Origin of the sequence: Streptomyces sp. NPDC048734 (assembly GCF_043198675.1) — a bacterium.
Classification (GTDB): domain Bacteria; phylum Actinomycetota; class Actinomycetes; order Streptomycetales; family Streptomycetaceae; genus Streptomyces.
In genome coordinates, this window is the sequence record NZ_JBICUZ010000004.1 from 377,023 (window position 1) to 399,842 (window position 22,820).

Sequence of the window (22,820 nt, forward strand, 5' to 3'; positions counted from 1 at the left end):
TCCGACCCGCAACACTACGCCGCCACCAAGCTCCACCGCAAAGACCCTGCACCGAACTCATTCTGAAACGATCAGTAACGAGCTGGTGCGTGATAGCGGGTGAGGCATCGTGCCTGGCTGCTGGCATGATCCGACTGTGGCGATCATGGTTAATCGGACGGTGCTGGCGCATCGGCTGTTCACGGGGATCTCTCGGCGTCATCTCGCGTGCCTGGCACCGGAGTTGGCGGGACCGTGGGAGGCCGGAGTCGAAGGCCGCCGCCATGCTGCGCGAGGTGGCACCCGCAAGCGGGCCGCGGGTGCCGGCGCCCGCCATCAGCTCGTGTTCGTCGACCGGCTGGTGGCCACGCTGATCCATCTGCGGCACGACCTGCCGCACTCCGTGCTGGGGCTGCTGTTCGGTGTCGACCGCTCCACCATCACCCGCGCGATCGCGGAAGTACGCGGCCTGCTGGCTGAGCGCGGGTGTGCGGTCCCCGACCGTCCCGGCCTGCGGCTTCGGACCCTGACGGATGTGTTCGCCTATGCCCGGGCGGAAGGGATCGAACTACGCCTGGACGCCACCGAGATCCAGGTCCGCAGGCCGCCTGCCGGCCGCGACGGGCGGCAGGCGTTCGTGTCCGGCAAGAAAAAGCAGAACACGATGAAGGCCACGATCATCGCCGACCACCAGGGACGCACGCTCTGGACTGATGCCATGCGACCAGGGCGATTGCACGACGCGACCGCCACACGCAACGAAGGCATCGCCATCTGCTTCCAGCACTTCCCCAACGTGGAAGTGCTCCTGGACGACGGATACCTCGGCCTCAGACGCGACCACCCCGGCCAAGCACTCACACCACCACGAAAAGCGAACAAAATCAGCCCGCCCGAAGTCCACGAAGCTCGCTCACAAGCCCGCCACCAGCACTCCTCCCGACGCATCAGCGTCGAACACGCCCTTGCCGATCACAAACGCTGGAAGCAGCTGACTCGGTGGACCCACCGTCGCGAGACCCTCCCCGCCACCTACCGGGCCATCGCCGGCCTCGTATCCGACCGCACCGCCAACACCTGACCGCGACCCACATCAGGCAAACACGCCTCACCCACTATCACGCACCAGCTCGTAACTGATCGTTTCAGAATGAGTTGAGCCGCAGGTCTTGTGCTCGTCGATCGTGGGCGGCAGGGTGCCCGGGGTGCGAGCTGATCTTGTTACTGACGACCTGTGGGAGCGGGTGGCCCCGCTGTTGCCGCCTGTTCCCGAACGGCGCCGCCGTCATCCCGGACGGTTGCGCGTTCCCGACCGAGTGGCCCTCGCCGGTGTGCTGTTTGTGCTGCGGACCGGTGTCGCATGGCGTGATGTCCCGGCGGAGACCGTGGGCTGCTCCGGAGTCACGGCCTGGCGCCGGCTGCGGGACTGGACCGAGGCCGGCGTCTGGCCACGCCTGCACGCTGTCCTGTTGACCGAACTTCGCCGCACCGACCTGCTGGACCTGGATGACTGCGCCGTGGACGGCTCGCATGTCCGGGCCCTCAAAGGGGGATCATGTCGGCCCCTCGCCCGTCGACCGTGCCCGCCCCGGCTCCAAGCACCATCTGATCGTCGACCGACACGGAACCCCGCTCGCCGTCACGCTCACCGGCGGTAACCGGCACGACGTCACCCAGCTCCTGCCCTTGTTGGACGCGGTCCCACCGATCCGGGGGCTGCGGGGACGCCCCCGCCACAAGCCCCGGCGGCTGTACGCGGACCGGGGCTCTCAAGCATGTCCTTCAACGTGCGGGGCGCTGCGTCGGTTCACGCCTCAGTCGCTCAGTCCCGAGAGTTCGCGGTTCATTGCCCGTTGCCGCCAGGGATGAGCCCACATAGGCGCAGCTCGACCTCGTTCGCCTACGGGGATGGTTCCGGTCGTCCCGGCGGCAGTTCGAACCGCAGGCGCATGGCCGTGCCGACGAGGCGGTAGCCGGCGAGGCCGGGGGCGCCGAATGGGTTAGGGAGAGGGGTGATGCGTCGGTGGGTGCTGTCGAGGACGTGGGAAACGTAGACGATGGTGTACGTCTCGTCCGGGCGGAGGTGACTTGCCCTTTCGACTTCGGACTCGCCAAGTTCGAACTCGCCCCGGTCCCCGGTTGAGGCCTTCACTTCGTACAGAAGGGTCCGGTCCCTGTCGTGAATGAGGAAATCGTAGCCGAGGCTGTCGTCGCCCGAGCCGTCGGCGAAGACGTATTGGCGTAGCCCAGACTTCCAGGATTCTTCGCGGGGGACGCCGTACTGCCGCTCCAGCCAGGCGGCCACGGCCACCTCCCCGGCGAGTCCTACGGCTCTGTCCCTCTGGGGGTCCCGGGGGACGGCCCGGTATCCCCCTCCGCGACCGGCGGCCGCGGAGGGGGTTCGTTGTCTCGGGAGGGTGGGTGCTGACGTTGTCCCGGGCTGTGGGGAGGCGGCGAGTTGGTCGGGGGTGAGGTCGGCGGCGACCTGTCGAGCGAGATCGCGCAGGTAGTCGGGGCCGATCGGGAGGGCACGGCCGTTCAGGGGAAGTGAAGGGCCCGACGGCGCGGCAGGGAGCGGGGTGCTACCGACGGGCGGGCTCGGCGGGAGGGGCGCAGGTTCGTGCAGGCCGAGGTCGGCCGCCCGGTCCGTGGCGGGCATGCCCGCTGGCCAGTGACCGTGAGTCTGGAGCCATGCGATGAGCGTGCGGGTGCTGATCGGCTCGAAGTCGAGCAGACCTTCGGCGTCCATCGCCGACGCGACCTCGGTGGCCGACGGCAGGGAGGGAGCCTCGCGGCCCTGGCGGTTCAGCCAGGCTTGCATGCGGACACGCAGGCGGGGAAGGCGCGCGTGGATGGTGTCGACGCAGTCCTCGTGGATCTCGGCCACCGGGCGCGGGGGGTGCTGACGGGCCGGTGGCGGGGGCAGGTGCGTGACCGTCCATTCCTCGGCGTGGGCGTCGAGGAGGGTAACAGGAAGGTCCCAGTGTTCGAGTCCCCACTGGGGGTCCGGCTTTAGTCCGGGGAGCGAGCGCAGCCGAACGTACTCCGTGAGGGGGGCTCCCGCCTTGTGCGTGGCCACGTAGGCGTCACGGACGCGGTCGGCCATGCGGGCCCGGTTCTGCTGCAACCAGGCTTGGAACTGCCGTTGGTGGATCTCCACGTTGTCGACGGTCGGCAGACCCAGTGTCTGCCAAGCGCGGTTGGCCTCGGCCAGGGGCACTCCAAGCGCGGACAGCATCCGCTGCCAGTCGCTCTCCTCCACGAGCCCCAGCAAGTGGTCGGCGCGGTCGACATCGAGCCGGGCGACCAGCCAGTCGTGGAGTTCGCCGCGATCGTGCAGGGTCTCCTGTCCGCGTTGCAGTTCCTCGGCGAGGGCGAGGTCGACGCAGGCGAGCAGGGGGACGAGTCGGGCGCTGCCGGAGCGGATCGAGGCGCGGTCGGCCAGCACCGCCTCCAGGCGCTGTTGCGGGATGGCGAGCACAGAGGCGATGTCCGCTTCGGTGACGTCCGCGACGGTCCGGCCCAGCCGGTTCAGTGCGATGAACGCTAGCTGTACCTCCGTGCTCAGGTACGGAGCACCGATCAGGGTACTCAAGGCGGTAGCGGCGACCTCCAGCACATGCCAGTCGGAGCGCTGCCGCGCACACACCACGACGAGGCAGGGTTCGTCCGGATCGTTATGCAGGAGGGAGCGGTCATCGCCAGAAGCGTCGAGGGTGTGCCCGGCGATATGGGTGACTGCGGTCCGCGCCACGACGACGCCACAGGATCGAAGCCGTTGCCTGACGCGGCGCGCGGCAGGCACCGTGGCTCGGGAGGACCGCTCCTCGTCGAACTCGACCAGCGCGACCATGAGGGTCTCCAGCCAGGGCCCAGCCAGGGCAAACAGCGGTACTCGGGGTGCGTCGGCGATCGGCAGCTGGTCGACCCGGACGTCGAGTTCCGCCTCGCTCGTCGGTCGGATCACGAAACGGCCCTGCACCTCCAGGTGCTCGTGAATGCGCTGGCCCAGAGCCCGGTCGTCGACCGGGAGGACGGGCAGGGGTGCCTGGTCGAGCAGCCTCCGCTGCTGGGTGCCGCGGATGTCGGCTACGTAGACCGGCTCCGGCTCGGACTCGGCTGCCAGGACATCCAGTGTCCCGGCCCGGCTCACAAGAAGTTCGGGGAGGATCCCGGAACGCCACCCGCTGCCGAATCCACCCAAAGGAAGGAGGTCCGCCCAAGCCTGTTCGTAGGCCCGCCGCAGCAGATGCCCGAGGCGTCCCTGCCGTAGCCGGGGCATACGGCGGAGCAGGGCGGGCAGGTGGCGGAGCCGGTCCGCGGCGGTCTCGGGATCGTCCCAGCGGCGTACGCCGAGCAATTCCAGGCGTTTGAGCACGCGGTCCGACTGCCGTCTGCGCAGCGCGGCGGAGGCTACGGTGAGGAAGGTGGGCGGCGCCTCCGCCGAGGTCCACCACCACGCCTGGCCGGCCGTGGTGAAAGCGGGGGTGTCTTCGTCGTCGCCCGTCTGGGGAATCCACGGCGCTCGGCTCAGGAAGGCCGCCAGCGGGGTGGGCCACGGTGTGCCCTTCTGATCCGAGCCGCCCGCGAAGCGGAACTCGAGTGCCTCGGGGGCCCAGTTGTCCAGGCCGTGGACGATCAGTTCGGCGTAGAGTCGGCGGCTCCCCTCCTCGAACGCGGCGTACTCCCGCTGGCCGGGGAGCATGGCCACCTTCCTGCGGGTCGGGCGGTACTCGACGGTCTGGAAGAGATCGTCGCGGCGCTTGGGCCAGCGCTGGGCCGTCGACTGCCATTGGGCCCGCGCGTCCGGGTCCAGGTTCAGGGCCCACAGTCCGGGAAAGGCGGAGGGGCGGTTGAGATGCTGCCCCTTCACCGCTTGGAACGTTGGCACGTAGGTCGGTAGCAGGCCGTGGCGAACTCCCTGCTGTTCGAGGAAGCGCCGCAGGGTCTGTGCGTCAGTGCGGGTGCCGGCACAGATGTCCTGGGCGGGTCGGACGACCCGGTCGGCGGCGGCGACCAAGTCACGGGAGACAGCCTCGGTGCAGTCGAGGAAGCGGGCCAATGTCCGGTCGATCCCGCCGGGCCCGCCCGACCAGCCCTCTCCGAACATGGCCTCCGTCGCGGGCACCCAACCCTTGCGGCCCGGCACCAACAGCCCCTTGATCACGGGCCGCTTGCCATGCCGGTCCGGGGAGGACTCCCACAGGGCGCAGGCAAACAGGAGGTGCTCGCGCAGGGCCTCGTCGTCGTCCTGGACTTTACGCATGGCCTCACCCAGCACGTCCAGGAGTGCTTGCGGGCTGTAGTCCCGTACCAGCCCCTGTTCCTCCAGCCAGGTACGGCCGCGGGAGCGCCGACTGGTCTTCCGTCCCGTCCAGGCGATCTCCGTGTGGACGAAGGAGATGCTCTTCGCGAGGCCGGGTGGTAGGACGGGCAGTGTGGCCGACGGGCCGTCCGAACGGCGGAAGAACAACCCGGGATCGCCGGCCGGAGCTCGCTTCCCGTCGACCGTGAGGACGATCTTCCTGTCCTTCAGCTCCTCGCCGGTATGAGAGAAGCAGGTCGAGAGATCGTGGTAATAGTCCGCCCACCTGCCCGCGTCGAACTCGTTCTCGGCGAGGGCCGACGCTACGCTCTCCGCCCAGCCGGCGAGCACGGAGGCGTCAGGGACGAGCCCCAGCCTACGGGCCGCGCCCAGCGCGACCAGCCGGTCGGCACGCAGGGGATGCAGCCGCGGGTCGAGCACGTGCTGAAACCCGGCGGCGGCGACGGCCTGCGGTGTGAACACGCGGGCCCGGTCGGGGCCGTGCCACAAATAGCCGTGCCGGAAAGAGGTGCGGGCTCCGAGGGGATGCAGCACCGGCATGAACGGGACATCGTCGAACTCACGGTCCTGTGCTGTGAAGGCCAGCTCCAGGCGCCGCATCTGATCGTAATCCCAACACATTAGGTCGACCAGGGCACCCGCGGGCATCGTGACGCGGCCCTCGTCGACCAGTACCGCCGCCCGCGCGCAGGCCTCGGCCGCGGTGTCGAGCAGCAGGTCGTTCCAGTGCGTGGCCTCGGCCATGGTGCGTCGGCTCACGTCCGTGTAGAACGGAGCGTTGAGCAATCCGCGGACCGGGCAGGTCGGTTGCGCGCCCATGGGCAGGAACGTGTAGAGCCTGCCGCGCTTCAGCGGTTCGCCCACCGGCACCGCCACGCTGACCACGGCCGAGTCGCCCACGGCCCGCCAGTCTTCCGTCAGCGGTCCGCATTCGACATCGGCGGCGATGGCCTCGTGCGCGCGGTCACGGTCCACCGCGGCCGTCACCATGATCAGGCGGGTGCGACGACGCAGGGTGACCTGCTGGATCTTCAGGCCACGCGAGGTGAGGAGCGGCTCCACCTTACGTGTGTAGACGTTCGAGCGCCCCCGGCTGCCCACCCGGTGTGTCACAGACACCTTGCCGAGGCGGTCCAGGAAGAGCTCGAACGGCACCCCGTCGTCGGTCAGTTCGCGCAGCTGGCGTACCGCTTCCTGGCGCGCGTCGGCGTTTCGCAGCGGGAGCCGGACCACGGTCACCAGACCACGGCGGCGGAAGGGCACCACCGCGGCCGGGATGTCGTCCACCGGCACCGGAACCTTCAACGACGAGAGGTTCGCACGTAGCTGACCGGCTGCCTCCGGGCGGTCGGGCGCGACATGGCGCGCCAGTCGATCGAAGTCCTCGTCCCGGGCGAAGCGGAAGCAGAACCCGTCGAAGGCCTTGGACGTTGTCCGTGCGACGCTGTACAGCTCCGGCGCGGCGGTGAGTTGCAAGACGCTCTTGAAACCGACGCCTTTGTGGCCGATGCCCTCGTCAGGGCGCTTGCTCGACAGACCGATGCTGCACAGAGCCTCGAAGTTCTTGGGGCCGAGGGGCCTGCCGCCATTCGCAACGTACAGGACACCGTGTTCGCCCTCGTCCTCGTCGAGCACGATCTCGACGCGGCCGACGCCGTCGCGATCGGGGTGCGCGTCATGCGCGTTCTGGAGCAGTTCGACGAGCACGCGCCCCTTGTACTCCGGCGAGAGCATCCGTTCGGTGACTTTCTTGATCTCCAGAGCGGCGCGTCGTCCGCGCTTCAGGTCGTCCAGACACCCCTCGGCCTCCATGACCGCCGTCGCCACGACCTGCTTGTGCCTGGCCGAGCCGGGACCCGTGGGCCGCTTCGTTCGCCACTGTCCGTCGGTCACTGTCCCCCCAAAGGCCCCTGAACGTACTGATGCCGACGATACGGGTGACCACTGACATTCGGGCGCACAACCCGGAGCACGACGGTCGACGGGGGCTCCTGATCCCGCCGACCGCCATCAACGCCCTCGGAGACCCCACCTTCCGGCCGAGCGGCGAAGGCATCGCTGCTTCCTCAAGGATGGTCGGCCGAGCGTTCTAATCGCAACGCGGTACAGCGTTTCTACATGCAGAGGGCGGCGACTTCCCTCGTCCGCGCGGAAGCGGCGACGTCTCCGCGGCACCCGGCCAGGGCCCAATCCCACTGAGCCCTGGAGCAGGTCACCCGGCATTTGGGGTGCGGTAGTCGACTCATGGGTGTATATCGGTTGAATCCCTACTGGCGTTCCGTGAGGGGCGTGGTAGTCGGATTGGGCGCTGGGGCGACTGAGCTACCAGTCCCGACGGGTAAGGAACAGGAGCACGTGTGCACGTCGTGACCAGCAATGTGTGGGCCCGACAAATCGTCTTCGGCCGCAATACGGTGCGCCAACTACTGGTGCCGTCAGGCACCTTGGATGTACTGGAGGCAGCCACCGGACTACAGGTAACGAGCGAACAGGGCAGATGGCCGGCGATCCGCGCCGGAGGCGGAGAGCCAGAGCAGCTGACGGCTGTCATACCCACCGTCAGAACGAGCGGGCGTGTGGGATGGGTCGGCGACACGGTACTTCGCCCGCCGCAGACAGTGCTTGCCTCGTTCGTTGACGGCATCGGGTTCCGCGACCACACCGAACCGCACGCGCTACGACGTCCCCAGATCGGTGCCCTGCACTCGGTGATCGGCTACTGGGCCTCCGGAGTAACCGCTCCGGGAATCGTGGTGATGCCCACCGGAACAGGCAAAACAGAGACGATGCTCGCGCTGCTCGTGGCCGCCCGACCCGAGCGTCTGCTGGTGCCGGTTCCAACCTCGGCGCTGCGTGATCAAATTGCTGCGAAGTTCGAGTCGCTAGGCATCCTGCATACACACCAGATCGTCACCCCGGGCGTGATGCGGCCTGTAGTGGGCAAACTCCAGCACGGCTTCCACGACGCAGCCGATGCTGCGGCATTCGCCTCCGCCTGCAACGTGGTAGTCACCACCCCACACGCCCTTCAGGCCTGTGAGTCGGAATCTCTCGACACCCTGCTGGCCGCGTTCACTCACCTGGTGGTCGACGAGGCCCATCACGCGCCGGCACCCAGCTGGTCGCGCATTGTCGATACCTTCGCCGACCGGCGTGTCCTGCTGTTCACCGCCACTCCGTTCAGAGAGGACGGGCGTCCTGTGCCCGGGCGGACAATCTTTCGGTTCCCGCTGCGGGAGGCCCAACGGGACGGGTACTTCACCCCGATCAACTACCGGGCCGTGCTCAGCCTGGAGGGCACTGACCGAGAACTCGCGCAGCTGGCGGTGGGACAGCTGCGCCAGGACCAGGCGGCAGGGCTCGATCACATCGCGATGGTTCGGGCGAGAAGCATCGCGCGGGCCAAAGAACTCGGCGAACTCTATCAGGCGCTCGCGCCGGACATGAATCCGACCGTTCTGCACGAGAAGGTGTCGGCCAGAGCACGGCGTACGGCGCTTGCCGCTCTGACAGATCGGTCGTGCCGGATCGTGGTCTGCGTCGACATGCTCGGTGAAGGCTTCGATTTGCCAGCCTTGAAGATCGCCGCACTACATGACGTGAAGAAGAGCCTCAGCCCGATGATCCAGTTCATCGGGCGATTCACCCGTGCCACTTCCGCAGGCTCGACGATCGGAACGGCCTCGGTGTTCGTGGCCCGTGATCCGTCGGTAGCGCTGTCACCACTGCGTGAACTGCTGCGCGAGGACGCCGACTGGGACACTATCCTGCATGACATCACCGAACGGGCCACGGCGAGCGTGGAGGAGATCAGCGACTTCGAGGCGTCCTTCACCGATGCGCCGGAAGAGGTGTCCGTCGCAGTTCTGGAACCCAAGATGAGCGCCATCGCTCACCATGCTCCCGGCCACACCTGGACTCCCGAACGGGCATTGGAGGTCTACAGCGAAGGACGGGTCCTGGACAGCACCATCGCGGTCAACACCACGTCCACTGTTGCCTGGTTCGTGGTGGAGACCCGCAGCGAAGTCCGCTGGGGAGCCCCGCAGGCCCTGGAGCAGGTCACCTACGAGCTGATCGTCATGTACTTCAGCCGTGCTCGAGGCCTGCTCTACATCCACGGCTCGAACAACACCAGTGACTACCAGGAACTCGCCCAGGCCGTCTTGGGCGTGGCATCCCGGCCAGTCACCGGCATGCCGACCTTCAGGGTGCTGGGCCACATGGAGCGCCTGATCCCCACCAACGTGGGCCTGCTGGATTCACGGGACCACTTCAACCGGTTCTCCATGCACGTGGGAAGCGACGTCTACGAGGCGCTGACCACCGCCGACCGTCAGGGCAAGAGCCAGACCCACATCGCCGCCTCCGGATTCCGCAACGGGGAGAAGACCACCATCAGCGCCGCCTTGTCAGGACGGTTCTGGTCGATGCAGACCGCCCCCAACCTCAAGGCCTGGACCGACTGGTGTGACGAGCAGGGGGCCAAGCTCACCGACACCAGCATCGACCTGGCCAGCGTCATGGAAGGGTTCATCCTCCCCGAGGACCTCACCGAACGCCCCGAAGGCGTACTCATCGCTGCCGAATGGCCTTGGCCGCTGTTCACCGGCAACGGGCCCGGCCCTCAGATCTCCCACGCCGGCACCGCGTACCCCGCCGTCGACGTCGCCCTGGAAGTGGCAGATCACTCCCCCACCGGCCCCTTCCTGATCCACCTGACCACTCCTGCCTGGCAGATCGCCTACAGCGCCAATTTCACCGACAACGGACTGACCTACACTCCCGACGAGCTGGACGGGCGTGTCCGCTCGGGAATCCACGAGTATTCGCTTGAGGACTGGATCAATCGGAACAAGCCCACTCTGTTCCTGGCGGGCGACAAGATGATCACTGCCGAGGACCGGCTGCTAGCCCCTCGTAAAGACCTCGCCCCCTTCGACCGCAGACGACTGACCGTGCTCGATTGGACCGGGGTAGACATCCAGAAGGAGTCGCAGACTGCCAAGCGTGAACCCGATTCCATCCAGGCCTACATCTCCGCCCACCTGCAGCAGTCTCAGGAGTTCGACGTCCTCATCGACGACGACCGCGCTCGCGAAGCAGCCGACCTGGTCGGAATAGGGATCGACGGCGACGAACTCGTCGTCACCCTGGTGCACTGCAAGTACTCCTCCGAGCCGACCCCCGGAGGCCGGGTGGCCGACTTGTACGAACTGTGCGGCCAGGCCGTCCGCAGTGCAAAGTGGCGGCAGGACCACCTGGGCCCGCTCCTGAACCATCTAGACCGACGCGCCAGGAACTTCCGGGCACGCACCGGAGTCTCACCCTTCGAGGTCGGCAGCATCGAAGAGCTCTACCGGATCCGTGAACTCGCCCCGCAGTTGCGGCCGCGCCTCCACACCGTACTCGCCCAGCCCGGACTGTCCGCATCTGCATGCACCGAGGAACACCTACGGCTGCTGGCCGGCGCCGAAACCTACGTCCACGCCCTCACCCGGGGCACGTTCACCGTGTACTGCAGCGCCTGAACTCATTCGACGGGCCGACCCCCTGTCGCATCCGCACGAGCACGACCGAGCTGGGTTGGCAATCCTGCACATGCCATTTCATCACCACGCTCCTCGCGCGGGATCAACAGACAGAGACTGATCAGCAACGACTCAAACAGACGTAACTCGTCACACCTCTGACCACTTTGAGTCAAGTAGGCATCTCTACCCCTTCCATATCAGATACTGCTCTGACTCTCGGCAGGCACACAGGTGCCCTCCCGGGAGCTGGGGTGGGGACAAGATCGGGAGTGAGATGCAGCTGACGCATGCCGAAGTGATCAACTTTCGCGCCCTCGAGAGAGTGGACGTCCGGATTGATCCGAAGGCCACCCTCATCGTCGGGCGCAACAACAGCGGCAAGACGTCGTTCGTCAATCTCTTCGAGAAGTTCTTCGGTGAGGAGGACACGAGGTTCGTCCTGGAGGACTTCTCCACTTGCCGTATCGCCGACATCGAGCAAGCGCGGCAGATCTTCGGCGAGGCTCAGTCGCATGCTGGCCGTGGCGACTCCACGACGAGCGAGGACCTGCTGGCCAAGGCGTACGATCTCGTCCCAGCCATCCGGTTGGTCCTCACCATCCAGTACACGGAGGACGACGACCTCGCGCCGCTCACGGGCGTGATCCTCGACCTGGACGACACGTGCTTCGAGGCCAAGATCGAGGCGGCGCTGGAGGTGGCCCGCCCGCACGACTTCCTCAAGGACTTCTGGTCGGCCAGCCAGCGGGAGCAGTTCGATCGCGTCAAGTGGCTGCGCAAGAACTTCTCGGACTACTTCGCCGCGGCCTATCGCGCGGTCAGCCCCTTGCACGAGAACGTCCGCAAGGAGATCAAGCGTGGCGCCGCCGAATCCATCCTGTCGGTCAAGTTCGTCTACGCGCAGACCAAGATGGATGACACGCCGGGCGACAAGGCCCGCACATTGTCGAAGACGTTCGAGGCCTACTACAAGGTCAACAGCGGGCAGGAGGACCGTCACCAGAGCATCGAGCAGATCGAGACCGCTCTAGCGTCCGCCTCTCAGCAGCTCGACGACAACTACGCCATGCTGTTCGACCCGATCTTCGAGGACCTGCGTACCTTCGGGGTGGGCACCATCACCCCAGTCCAGAAGCCCCGCATCGTCTCCCTCATCGAAGCTTCTGGCATCCTGCGCGGCAGTACCCGCATCCAATACCCGTCCGGGGACGACGACTTCCATCTTCCCGAAGGTCACAACGGGCTGGGCTACAGCAAGCTGATCTTCACGATCCTGCAGGTCATCAGCTTTCACCAGACCTACGAGCGCACCACACCCAAACCGGCGCTGCAGGTGCTGTTCATCGAGGAGCCCGAAGCCCATCTGCATCCCCAGATGCAGGAGACGTTCATCAAGAACATCCAGGACTTCATCGACCGTAAGACGGGCTGGAAGGTGCAGGTGATCATCACCACGCACTCCTCCCACATCGTCGCCAGCAGCGGCTTCCACACGGTGCGCTACTTCGACCGTTCCGAGCCGCAGCTCACGGTCAAGGACCTCTCGACCTTCGAGGCCAACGTGAAGGCCACCCCGCAGGGCGACGAGACCCTGCGCTTCCTGCGCCAGTACATGGTCTTGCACCGGTGTGACATGTTCTTCGCCGACAAGGTGATCCTGATCGAGGGCACCGCGGAACGGCTGATCCTGCCGGAAATGGTCCGGCGCTGCGCCAAGGGGCTTCTGCACCAGTACGTATCGGTCATCGAGGTCGGCGACGCCTACGCCGTCCGCTTCCGGGAACTGCTCGCCTTCCTGAACGTCAAGACGCTCGTCATCACCGACATCGACTCCGTGTGCCCCAAGCACCGCAAAGCCTGCCCACCCGGCCAGGGGCAGACGGTCACCTCGAACTCGACGCTCAAACATTGGCTGCCCGCCAAGTCCAGCATCGCCGAGCTGCTCGCCACCGGCCCGGCCGACAAGGAGCAGGGCCATGTCCGCGTCGCCTACCAGATCCCGGAGACAGATTCGGGAGCCTGCGCGCGAAGCTTCGAAGATGCCTTCATCATCGCCAACGCGGGACCCCTCGCGCGGGACTTCCGCCAGCTCGCCCTGAAGGTGGCCTTCGTCAAGGAGGTCGGGGCAGACCCCACTGCCGACGAGATCGAAGCCAAGGCCTACGACATCGCACAGCGACTCAGTGACCACAAGACGGACTTCGCCTTCGACGTCATGCTCTTGGAGGACTGGGCCGTTCCCCGCTACATCGCCGAAGGACTGCAGTGGCTCGCCTAGACACCCTCGAAGCCGTCGCCACCGAGCTGGAGGCCCGGCGCAGCTTCCTCGTCGAAGCAGGGGCCGGCGCTGGCAAGACGACCACATTGGTGCGCGCCCTGCGGCACCTCCTGACCCACCACCGCGCAGACCTGGAGGCACACGGTCGGAGGATCGCCTGCATCACCTATACCAACGTCGCCAAGAAGAAGATCCACGAACGCATCGCCGCAGATCCGCTCGTCGATGTCGGTACCATCCACGAATTCCTGTGGAGTGTCATCCAGCCGTACCAGCGTGAACTCTGGCAGCAGATCATCGACTACAACAAGGACCTGTCCAAACCTGAAGACCTTGATGACGTTACTGATCCTCCCGTCATCGAGTATTCCGACCGTGGGCGCAGGCTGCACGAGGGGCGCATCTCCCACGACGACGTCATCGCGCTGTCACTCCGTCTCGTCACGGCCCACCCCAAGCTCATACGCATCATCACCAGCAAGTACCCGGTCATTTTCGTCGACGAGTACCAGGACACCTCGCCCAAGACCATCCAGCTGCTGCTGGACCACCTGGCAGGCGCGGGCCGCGAGAAATGCGTGGTCGGTCTCTTCGGCGACTCCATGCAGAAGATCTACGAGTCCGGAGTCGGAGCGGTAAAACGGCCCGGCCTTCTCACCGAGCTCACCAAGCACGAGAACTACCGCTGCTCGCCTCCCGTCGTCGAGGTGCTCAACCGGATGCGTCCCGATCTCCCCCAGGACGCCGTCGGCAAGCAGCAGACCGGCGAGATCCACCTGTTCCTCAACAGCAGCATCCCGGCCGGCCATGAGCGACTCACCGCCGCCGAAGCAACACTCGCGCGGAACGGTTGGACACGGGAGAACTGTAAGTACCTACTCCTCACCCACCGCGGGATAGCTGGCACCCTGGAGTACGCCAACCTCTTGGAGCAGTACCGAAAGCTGGGCCGCTACGGTCCCGACGACCTCATGGCCCGCAACGAGCCGTACATCCAGTACCTCACCCGCATCGAGGCCGTCAGCACCGCGTTTCACACCAATGACTTCGCCGAGCTGACCAACCTGCTGGGCGAGGGACGGACACGGATCACCCGTCACGCACACAAACGCGCCATCAGTGACGCGATCCGTGCGCTCGACGCTGTACGCAGCACCGGCACCATCGGCGAAGTGCTCGATCTGATGGCCGACGGCCATCTCCTCGCCCTGCCGGGAAAGCTCAAGGACCTGGAGCGTCGGAGATCCACAACGAACCTGGACGAGCGCGACCAGCGACGGGCGGACTTCTCCAACAACCTCCGCACCGTGTCCTACCGTGAAGTCATCAGCGTCACCCACTTCATCGATGAGCTCACCCCGTTCTCTACCCAACACGGTGTCAAGGGTGACGAATTCGAAAACGTCGTCGTAGTGGTCGACGACCGCGCCTGGAACAGGTACAGCATCGGCAAAATGCTCGCCGGCACCGACAAACCCGACCGTACCGAACGGTCACGCAACCTGTTCTACGTCTGCTGCTCCCGAGCCCAGCGCGGCCTGGCCGTGGTATTCATTGACGATCTCCCGGACGGAGCTGAGCCCACCCTTCACGCCTGGTTCGAGTCAGGCACCATCCACCCGTGAATGCGCACCAGCTAGACCAGTTACACATTCCGGACTCCGGCCCCTGTAGCGCAGCCCCGCTGCCATTGGGCGGACCCTTACGCAGGAGTGAACCGGGGGCTGCGATGGACGAAGACATCATCTACAGCGGGCCGCTGGGCCACATGGCCCAGCAATTGGCCCGGCCAGCGGGAACGGATCCATCAGACGTGTACGCCGCCGCGGTGAGCTGGTGGTCCGCAGCCATCGCTCCGGCCGTCTCGCTCAGCATGTGGCCCAGTGCACCCTTGTCCGTATGGACCACCTTCGTCGAATCCAACGGACATGGCCTGCCCCCGCTACAAGACGTCTTGCGCCCTGTCCTGCAAGCTCCAGCCCCACTGCTGACACATCACGACGTATCTGACGTGCAGCTATTCGGCTCCGCCGGACACACCACTCGGAGGGCCGGAAGAATGGGCAGGGCCGTCTCCACTCTTCTGCTGACCGGCAGTCCCTTCCGCCAAAGTCGCGGCAGGCCCACCATCTCCCTCTCGCTCGAAGCGCACCTGCGCAGAGCGTGGGATGGCCAGGACCGGCTTCCTTCACGCGGCAAGCGGCGCAATCGACTCTATGGCGCACCAGCCCCACCGCACGTCGGCGTGCTCTGGGAGGTGTCACTTGATGAGTGGAAGACCTTTCGCTCCACCGATGCCGCGACCTACTCCAGGACTCTGCACTTCAGTCGCCTAGCAACCCTCGAGGCGGACCCCGACGCCTCCGGCGCACCGGAGAAGGACTGGCAACAGCTGCTCGCGGATGCCTACACCTGGGCCTTTCAAACTAAGTTCGTCTTGACCTGTACGCCTCGTGCGGGAGCGAAGTGGGACGCTATCCGAGAAGCAGAAAACGTCTGGTTCGCTGTGCTCCCCGAGCACGAGGCCGGCTTCTTCGTGCGGACGGGCGATCACGTATCACGCATTGCCGGCACTCTTGCTGCGACCGAGTGCACGGCGATCCATGGCAGGCACATCGACGCCGCATGGTCGCTTGTCCGCCGTTCTATCCTTGACACGTTGCAACTGAACGCGGTGCGCCTGGAGAAAGTCCTGCCTGTTGTCACGCGCCTGAATGGTGCAGTGTTCGGGGTCACGGGTCCTGAGGGCACTGCGCCGCCGTTTTACCCGGACGGCGCGTCGCCGTATCGCTCCGCCTCCGGTTCCGAAAACCCGATTCTCCCGGCTTCCCGACGCAACGTCAGCTCCACCAAGCTACTCAAACAGTGGTATGAGGACCGATGCCAGATGTGCGGAGAGGTACTTGTACTGCCCGCGCCCCTCAACCGGTACAGCGAGGGAGCACACATCCGAGCCCGGGGCGACGGCGGTCCCGACACGGTGGAGAACCTTCTCTGTCTGTGCCCGAACTGTCACGTTCTCTTCGACTTCGGGGCGCGCGCCCTGACCGATGACCTGCGAATCATCGACACTGTGACCGGGACACACCTGGGCCAGCTAAACGTGCACCGCTGGCATCGGATAGACGTCCGGTTCATCCGCCATCACCGACGGCGCTGGCACGAATAGGCCCACCCATTGATTGCACAGCCCTGACACGCGCGGGCTCGGTCGAGCTCTCAGAATATCCGGATTTTCTACTTCCTTCCCGCGAGATATGATTAAAGAGTTCACCCGACTCCACACCGCGCCCCGGAGCAATGTCCAGCAAGTCAGCACGCTGGGACTGCGTCCTCGCCTCCTCTACCATCCAGTTCCGGCGAGCCTGCACGACCCCTCCTGAGACCGGCAGATCCAGTTCCGGAACAACCGAATGGGGCCCACTCCGCCAGCGACTGTCACGCCGTTTCCCAGAGACCGGCGTCAAGGATGCGCGCGGCCTTGGTGATACTGCCCGGCATCAGGTGCCGGTAGGTGCGATACGTCTCCTCGATCGACTTGTGCCCCATCCACTCCGCCACGTCCGTGATCGGTATGCCGTTGCCGAGTGCGTTGGACGCGAAGTAGTGCCGAAAGCCGTACATCCCCATCCTGTCCATCTCCGGCAGTTTGTCGAAGAGCGCGTGAACGCGCCGGCGTTCCATCGGTTCTGTGTAGTATCCGCTCGGCCCTCGCAGCAGATAGCCTTCCCGCGTAGTGCCGTGCTTCTCCTTGTATCGTTCGATCGCCTCCCGTACCGAGCGGGGCAGCGGAACCTCCCGGAAGTCCCCTACCTTGCGGTGCTTGAGCTTTGCCGGCCGGTGCGTGTTGGAGTGGATCTGCTCGTGCACCCGGTACACATCGTCGGCCACCACGTTGTTGATGTTTACCGCCCGGGCCTCACCATTGCGCAGCCCGCACCCCGCCATCATGACGATCTCCATGGCGAGATCGTCACCCGCGACCGCCAGCGCCTGCTTCACATACTCCAAGGACGGAATGACCACCTTCTCCCGAACGTACTCCGGCTCCTGTACCCCCTTCACCGGGTCGTCCGCCATCGCCCCCTTGTCAAAGGCGTCCCGCAGAATCGTCTTCAGGATGCGAAATATATTGACCTGGTTCCCTCGGCCGACACCGTCCGCCTCCAATGTTTCCAGGAAACGCTCCACCACGAGCGGCGTGACGGTATTCAGCTTCCGGGAACCCAGGCGCGGAAAGATGTGCACGTTGAGGGAGCTGTCAACGTGCTCGCCCGTGGAGTACTCGGTCATCTTTCGCTGCCGGGACCGCCACTCCTTCGCATATTCCGTCACCGTCTTCTGCCCCAGCTCGCGACGCGCCTCTGCCACAGATGGCGCCGTACGCTTTTTCTCCGTGTAGATCTGCGTCAGGCGCTCGATCGCATCGTCCTGCGTGCCGAAGCCGCTCTCCTCGGACTGCTTTCCCAGCCCGTTCCGGAAACGGATCGTGTACGGATGCGGACACCGGGACGGCCGGGCACAGCCGCAGTCCTTGAAGAACGACCCCATTCCCCGGGCGAGCTGACGAGCCAAGAGACGCAACCTCCAAACGAGAACCGGACATTCGCGCCCAGGCCCCGCCATGGCGGCCGTCAGGTCAGCGAGTCAGGACGCCCCCGCGTCCGATGCTGACCATTTGCTGACCTGAGCGGTCTCATCATGCCTCTGACCTGCGCAAATGTCCAGATAGTAGATCTTGGACTTGAACATTGTACGCAACACGGAAAAACTCCCGACTTGTCTGCTCCCTGCCTGCTTCTGCAGGTCAAGGGCGGTCTCCGCAGCGTACAACCATTCGCATGTTCGGTCAGCTGTCGCCAGGTGTTCCGGGATTCACACTGACCCGTTGCTGACTTCATGATGAATGATCAGGCCAGGAGGGGACCGCTCCACTCACTCGGTTCCGATTACAATAAGAGTGCGCAAGGCAAGCGCCTGCTTACCATTCAGTTCATGCTTCTGCCAGCCAGGGCATCCAGTAGTACGACGGCTTCACCGCGACTCAGCAACTCATGGAAGCGCTCGTTGCGGAAGGTCCGCAGGCATGCGTAGCAGCTGCTCTCGGGACCGCATTCACAGCCGCCCATCCGGGCAGCCGCCGCTTCGACGACGGCTACGAGATGCTCGCCGATACGGATCGTGTTGCCCGCGCCGCCCGGCGTGGTGTCGAAGAGCAGCAGCGACGGCATGCCGTCGGTTCCGGTGTGGACCGTGCCGTCGATGTCGTCCCTGCTGATCTCCAGGTGGGTGGCCGCGCCTTCCAGCAGTGCGTAGAGACCGGAACGGAGGGTTTCCTGCGTCGCGCTGAGGGCGGTGAGCGCATCGAGGTGGATCTGCAGGAAGTCCGTCTGGTACCGGTGCGCGAGGGAGACGACCCGGAGCGGTCCGGTGCACTGCGCGTCCTTCAGCAGATGGGGGTGTGCCGCGCCCCGGGATGCCGCTCGCGCGTGCGGACGGCCCCAGCCGCACCAGTCGCAGATCTCGTACCCGGCGCCGCCCGGCCCTTCCGAGACGACGACCATCTCACCCCGGGCACCCGCCGACCAGGCCGTGGTGTGTCCGGAGGTGAAGACGGTGGTTCCCTCGTGGACGTCCGCGGTGTCGGTGGACATGTGGACGTCGCCGTACCAGGAGCGGCGCGGCGGTGTCTGTCCCGGGCTGCGCTGGGGTCCGCGTGCGGCGACGAAGCCGTAGACCGGCTCGACGTAGCGGCGCGGCGCGGAGGTGGACAGCGTGCCGCAGGCGGTGCAGGTGGGATCGACGGGCTCGGTGGCCTCACCGTAACGGCCACAGGCGTCGCACACGGTGTAGTAACGGCTGACCAGTTCACGGTCGGGCAGGCGGTAGACGCCCGCGGACGCCCACAGACGGCCGCCCGCCACGATCTCGGCTCCCGGCGCGTACTCGTGGACGGCGGCACTGAGGTCGCGGGTGAGTTCGAGCTGCCCCGATACGGCGCCGCTGTCCTGCGGGATGCGCAGTTCGACGGTGTCCACGGGGAAGCCGTACTTGGGCAGGACGTTGCGGTTGGCCAGGACACCGAGCAGGTCACGGTGCGTCAGGTTGCGGATGACCTTCTCGTACATGTCCGCCAGCCGGTACTTGCGGGCGGCCACCGCCTGGTCGCGTCGTTCACTGTAAGCGGTGACGTCCTGGTCGAGGATCTGCCCCGCCGCCCGCAGCAACCGGTCCAGTTCACCGACCCAGGAGCCCGACTCCACATCGATCTCGTCCTGGACGCTTGCGGGAAGCACACGGCGGATCGAGGCCGCCACGCTCTCCGGGACGGGCGTGAGCCAGTCGCGCACGATGTGGGCCGCGGTCTCGCCGGTGGTGTCGTCGGGGAGGAAGAACTCTCCCGCCTTACGCCAGATGCGGCCCCGTTCCTCCTTCATGGCACGGAAGAACGCGGCGAGGGCGATCGAGTGGGCGTGGCGGCGGTCGATCCGGACGTTGTCGACGGGGACGATCGGGGCCCGGACCTCTCCGGCGATCATCTGGTGGGGTTCCGCGAACCGTGCGAGGTCGTGGGGGCGTCGTTGGGCGTAGGTGAGGACGAGCGCGGCGGAGTCCGCGCGCCGGCCTGCGCGTCCGGCCCGCTGCACGTAGTTGGCGGTGGAGGGCGGCATGTTCCGCAGGACGACGGCCTGCAGTTCGCCCACGTCGACGCCGAGCTCGAACGTGGTTGAGCAGGAGAGGGCGTTGACCTGCCCGCGGACGAACTCGCCCTGGATCTCGGCCGCCTTCTCACCGGTCCACTGGGCCGTGTGTTCCTGGGCGCGCAGCGGAACGGGGTCGAAGGTGCGGTAGAGGCGGCGGAGGTGGCCGTCCGTCTCGGTGGCCGGCTTGTACTCCTCGAGGCGGCCGGTGCAGCGCAGGGTGGGACACACCTCACGTACGGACACGGCGACGACACGGCGGCAGCGGTCGCAGGCGTGGAGCGGCTCGCCGTCCTTGGTGACGGGTCGCAGACGCAGCCAGGTGTGGTCGAGCCGGCGGACCGCGCCGATGCCGGACTGGTTCTCCCCCTTCATCCAGTCGAGGAGGTGTCCGGTGGTGAGGTCGGTCCACAGCCGACCCAGGATCTCCAGGGCGGTCCCGCGCCGATCACCCTGGTGCCCGAGGGCGTCGAGCACCCGCTCCAGGTAGTCGACGCGCCGGTTGGAGACGCCCGCGACACTGGGCAGCCAGCTGATCACCTTGCGTTTGGCGTCGGACCCCTTGGAGCGGACCCAGACGGGCCCGCGGCGCGGGGCGAACGCCTCGTCGCCCGCGTCGACCTCCTCGGGCATGGTGAGCGCGCCCTGGTTACGCACGGTGCGCAGCAGCTCCTGCACCAGCCACCAGGCCTCGTCGTCGGTCAGGCCGAGGGAGGTGAGCGCGGCGGGCGGCTGCCAGAAGGGCTCGCGGTCGAGGTCGACCCGGAGCAGTCCGAGGCCTTCGAGCGACTGGCGGTCGTCGACGCTGAGCACCTCCTGCATCACCCACAGGGCGACCTCGCGCTGCTTGGCCTGACGGGAGTCGTTGCGGCGGAAGACGCCGGCGCGGTCGGCGGCGCGAATGGTGTGGGCGACGAGGTCGTCGATGTGCAGCGGCTCGTCGGGATCGGGGCAGCCCTTCAGAGCGGCCTGGGTCATCAGGCGCCGGTGCTGGATACGGGTGTAGGACCCCTCGAAGTAGGGGGCGAAGTAGGCGGCGGCCTGGCGGCTGTCGCTGAAGAACAGCAGCTTGCGGCCACGTCCGGGCAACGCGGCGGCGGGTCCGTCGGTCGCCGGGGGCAGGGCCTGGTAGAGGGCGGTGCCGAGGACCGAAGCAGCGGCCTCGTTGCCCGTCTCGAAGAGACGGATCATGCCGTGGCCGCGGGCGCCGCAGGAGAGGCAGGAGGCCGGGGTTCCCTCGTGGGTGTCGAGCTGGTGGACGCGGCGCAGTTCGGTCCCCTGACAGTCGTCCGCCGTGCAGGTCGCCGTTCCGGCGGGGTGCACGGCGGCGCAACGGGTGCACAGCCTGCGTTCGCTGAGTCCGCCCTTGGCGCTCTCGCCGAGGGTTTCGTCGTCCTCGTCGACACCGACGCCCGAGTCTCCCCCGTCCAGGAGCAGCCAAGTGTGCGGTCTGTCAGGAGACTTGCGGTGGACCAGGCGGGTTCGCGCTCCATGGCCGTCCACGGTGCCGTGCAGGTGCACGGCACCGCAGCGACGGCAGGCACCCAGCTCAAAAGAGGGCCGTGCGCAGTGCGGGCAGACTTCGTGGCGGGCCAGGTCGAGGTGGGGACCGTCCGGGGCGAGGCAGGTGAACGCGCCTTCTGTGGCCCGTGCGAAGAGGTGGTAGCGGGCGGAGAGAACGGGGGCACCGTCGGTGTCCGTCACTTGACTCGCGAGCTGGATGAGCGCGGTGAGGGCGGTCGGTCCCACAGGATCGCCGGGGAAGACGGCCTGTGCGATGTCACGCACGGGCCGGGGTCCCTCGGCGAGGGCTCGGCGCAGAGCGGCGGTGCCGGCTTCGGCGGCGAGGGCGGCGGCCGGGGTGGTGGCGGCGGGCAGCCCGTGCATGCGTGCGGCCGAGACGATCTCGGGGCCGGGGTCGGCTGCGGCGGCCAGACGCAGGTACTCGGTGGTCGGCAGCGGTCCCCAGTGCGGGCCGTCGGGCGTGGCCACCCGTGTCGCGGTGACGAGGTCCTGTGCGGCGGGGTCGTCGGCGTCCCAGTGGAAGGGGACGTCGAAGAGGGCCTGGGCGAAGGCGGTGACGGCGGCGGGGTTCTCCTCCGCGCCGACGGTGGCGCTGGTGGCGATGGCCTGGGTGTCGCGCCCTTGGCCCACCCGGTCCTTCAGCCGGCGCAGCAGCATGGCCAGTTCGGCGCCGCGTGCCCCGTCGTAGACGTGGGCCTCGTCGACGACGATGAACTTCCAGCCGCCCGCGTGGTCCCCTTCGAAGAGGTCCATGTCCTGGGGGCGGAGCAGCAGGTACTCCAGCATGGCGTAGTTGGTGAGCAGGAGGTGGGGCGGGGCGGCGCGCATCTCGCGGCGGCTGAGCAGTTCGTTGGGCAGGCGTGGTTCGCCGGGATTGAGCTGCTCGAAGGTGTCGGCGGCCCTGCGCGGGTCGTCCTTGGTGTCACCCGTGTAGCGGCCGAAGGTGATGTGGGGGGCTGCGGCGAGCAGTCGGCGCAGGCGCTTCATCTGGTCGTTGGCCAGCGCGTTCATGGGGTACAGCAGGAGAGCGCGGACGCCGGGGCTGAGGGTGCCGCGCGCGTGTTCGGCGGCGAGCGCGTTGAGAATGGGCAGCAGGAAGCTCTCGGTCTTGCCGGAACCCGTGCCGGTGGCGACGACCAGGTTGCGTCCGGCCGCGGCCTTGCGCAGTGCCTGCTCCTGGTGCCGGTACAGGGGGCGGTCGGCGGGCAGGGCAGGCCCCGTCAGCTGCCGGAACGCCGGGTCCAGTACGCCTTCGCCGATGAGTTCGTTCAGGGTGGCGCCCGGCGCGTAGGCGGGGGTGACCTCCAGCAGGGGGCCCTTGGTGAGCAGCGGGCTGGTGTCGATGGCCTGGGCGAGAGCCTCGGCCAGGCGGGGTTCCCGCAGGGGCAGCAGCGACCGCAGATAGCGGCGGTAGGTGTCGCTGATCAGTGCGGACGTGGCGAGCGGGTCGAGACTGTGCACGGGCTGACTCCGGGTCT

General features: G+C 66.9%; 8 protein-coding genes and 1 pseudogene. 6 read left to right on the top strand and 3 right to left on the bottom strand.

Features of this window, described 5'->3' with window-relative positions; genetic code table 11:
* Positions 1-145 precede the first annotated feature (145 nt).
* A complete protein-coding gene (locus ACGFQC_RS14205; protein ID WP_363088055.1) occupies positions 146-1,060 on the top strand; it encodes a transposase family protein in 915 nt (304 codons plus the stop codon).
* Positions 1,061-1,184: 124 nt separating this feature from the next.
* Positions 1,185-1,746: pseudogene (locus tag ACGFQC_RS14210) on the top strand (IS5 family transposase); the annotation flags it as partial.
* A 133-nt stretch (positions 1,747-1,879) separates the two neighbouring features.
* Here the strand turns inward: ACGFQC_RS14210 and ACGFQC_RS14215 are convergent.
* On the bottom strand, positions 1,880-7,132 hold the full coding sequence (locus tag ACGFQC_RS14215) for a sacsin N-terminal ATP-binding-like domain-containing protein (RefSeq protein WP_363087777.1): 5,253 nt from the start codon (positions 7,130-7,132) through the stop codon (positions 1,880-1,882).
* A gap of 539 nt (positions 7,133-7,671) precedes the next feature.
* Between ACGFQC_RS14215 and ACGFQC_RS14220 the strand changes: the two genes are divergently transcribed.
* The 4 genes from ACGFQC_RS14220 (at position 7,672) to ACGFQC_RS14235 (ending at position 16,286) form a co-directional block, all read left to right on the top strand.
* Entirely contained in the window at positions 7,672-10,836 is a 3,165-nt protein-coding gene (locus ACGFQC_RS14220; protein ID WP_363087776.1) for a DEAD/DEAH box helicase family protein, read from the top strand.
* Positions 10,837-11,113: 277 nt separating this feature from the next.
* The gene (locus ACGFQC_RS14225; RefSeq protein ID WP_363087775.1) at positions 11,114-13,117 is read left to right on the top strand and encodes an AAA family ATPase; all 2,004 of its coding nucleotides are present in this window, start codon (positions 11,114-11,116) and stop codon (positions 13,115-13,117) included.
* The gene (locus tag ACGFQC_RS14230; RefSeq protein ID WP_363087774.1) at positions 13,105-14,742 is read left to right on the top strand and encodes a UvrD-helicase domain-containing protein; all 1,638 of its coding nucleotides are present in this window, start codon (positions 13,105-13,107) and stop codon (positions 14,740-14,742) included. Before ACGFQC_RS14225 ends, ACGFQC_RS14230 begins: the two co-directional genes overlap by 13 nt.
* Positions 14,743-14,846: 104 nt before the next feature.
* On the top strand, positions 14,847-16,286 hold the full coding sequence (locus ACGFQC_RS14235) for an HNH endonuclease (RefSeq protein WP_363087773.1): 1,440 nt from the start codon (positions 14,847-14,849) through the stop codon (positions 16,284-16,286).
* A 269-nt stretch (positions 16,287-16,555) separates the two neighbouring features.
* Here ACGFQC_RS14235 and ACGFQC_RS14240 read toward each other — a convergent pair whose 3' ends face one another.
* Both ACGFQC_RS14240 and ACGFQC_RS14245 read right to left on the bottom strand, forming a co-directional pair.
* Complete coding sequence (locus ACGFQC_RS14240) at positions 16,556-17,668, bottom strand: tyrosine-type recombinase/integrase (RefSeq protein WP_363088054.1); 1,113 nt, start codon at positions 17,666-17,668, stop codon at positions 16,556-16,558.
* A 437-nt stretch (positions 17,669-18,105) separates the two neighbouring features.
* Positions 18,106-22,803, bottom strand: a complete 4,698-nt coding sequence (locus ACGFQC_RS14245) for a DEAD/DEAH box helicase (RefSeq protein WP_363087772.1) — start codon at positions 22,801-22,803, stop codon at positions 18,106-18,108.
* Positions 22,804-22,820 lie beyond the last annotated feature (17 nt).

Coding starts and splice junctions, on each gene's coding strand:
- ACGFQC_RS14235 (WP_363087773.1), top strand. CDS start 14,847: ATGGACGAAGACATCATCTACAGCGGGCCGCTGGGCCACATGGCCCAG.
- ACGFQC_RS14225 (WP_363087775.1), top strand. CDS start 11,114: ATGCAGCTGACGCATGCCGAAGTGATCAACTTTCGCGCCCTCGAGAGA.
- ACGFQC_RS14205 (WP_363088055.1), top strand. CDS start 146: ATGGTTAATCGGACGGTGCTGGCGCATCGGCTGTTCACGGGGATCTCT.
- ACGFQC_RS14240 (WP_363088054.1), bottom strand. CDS start 17,668: ATGGGGTCGTTCTTCAAGGACTGCGGCTGTGCCCGGCCGTCCCGGTGT.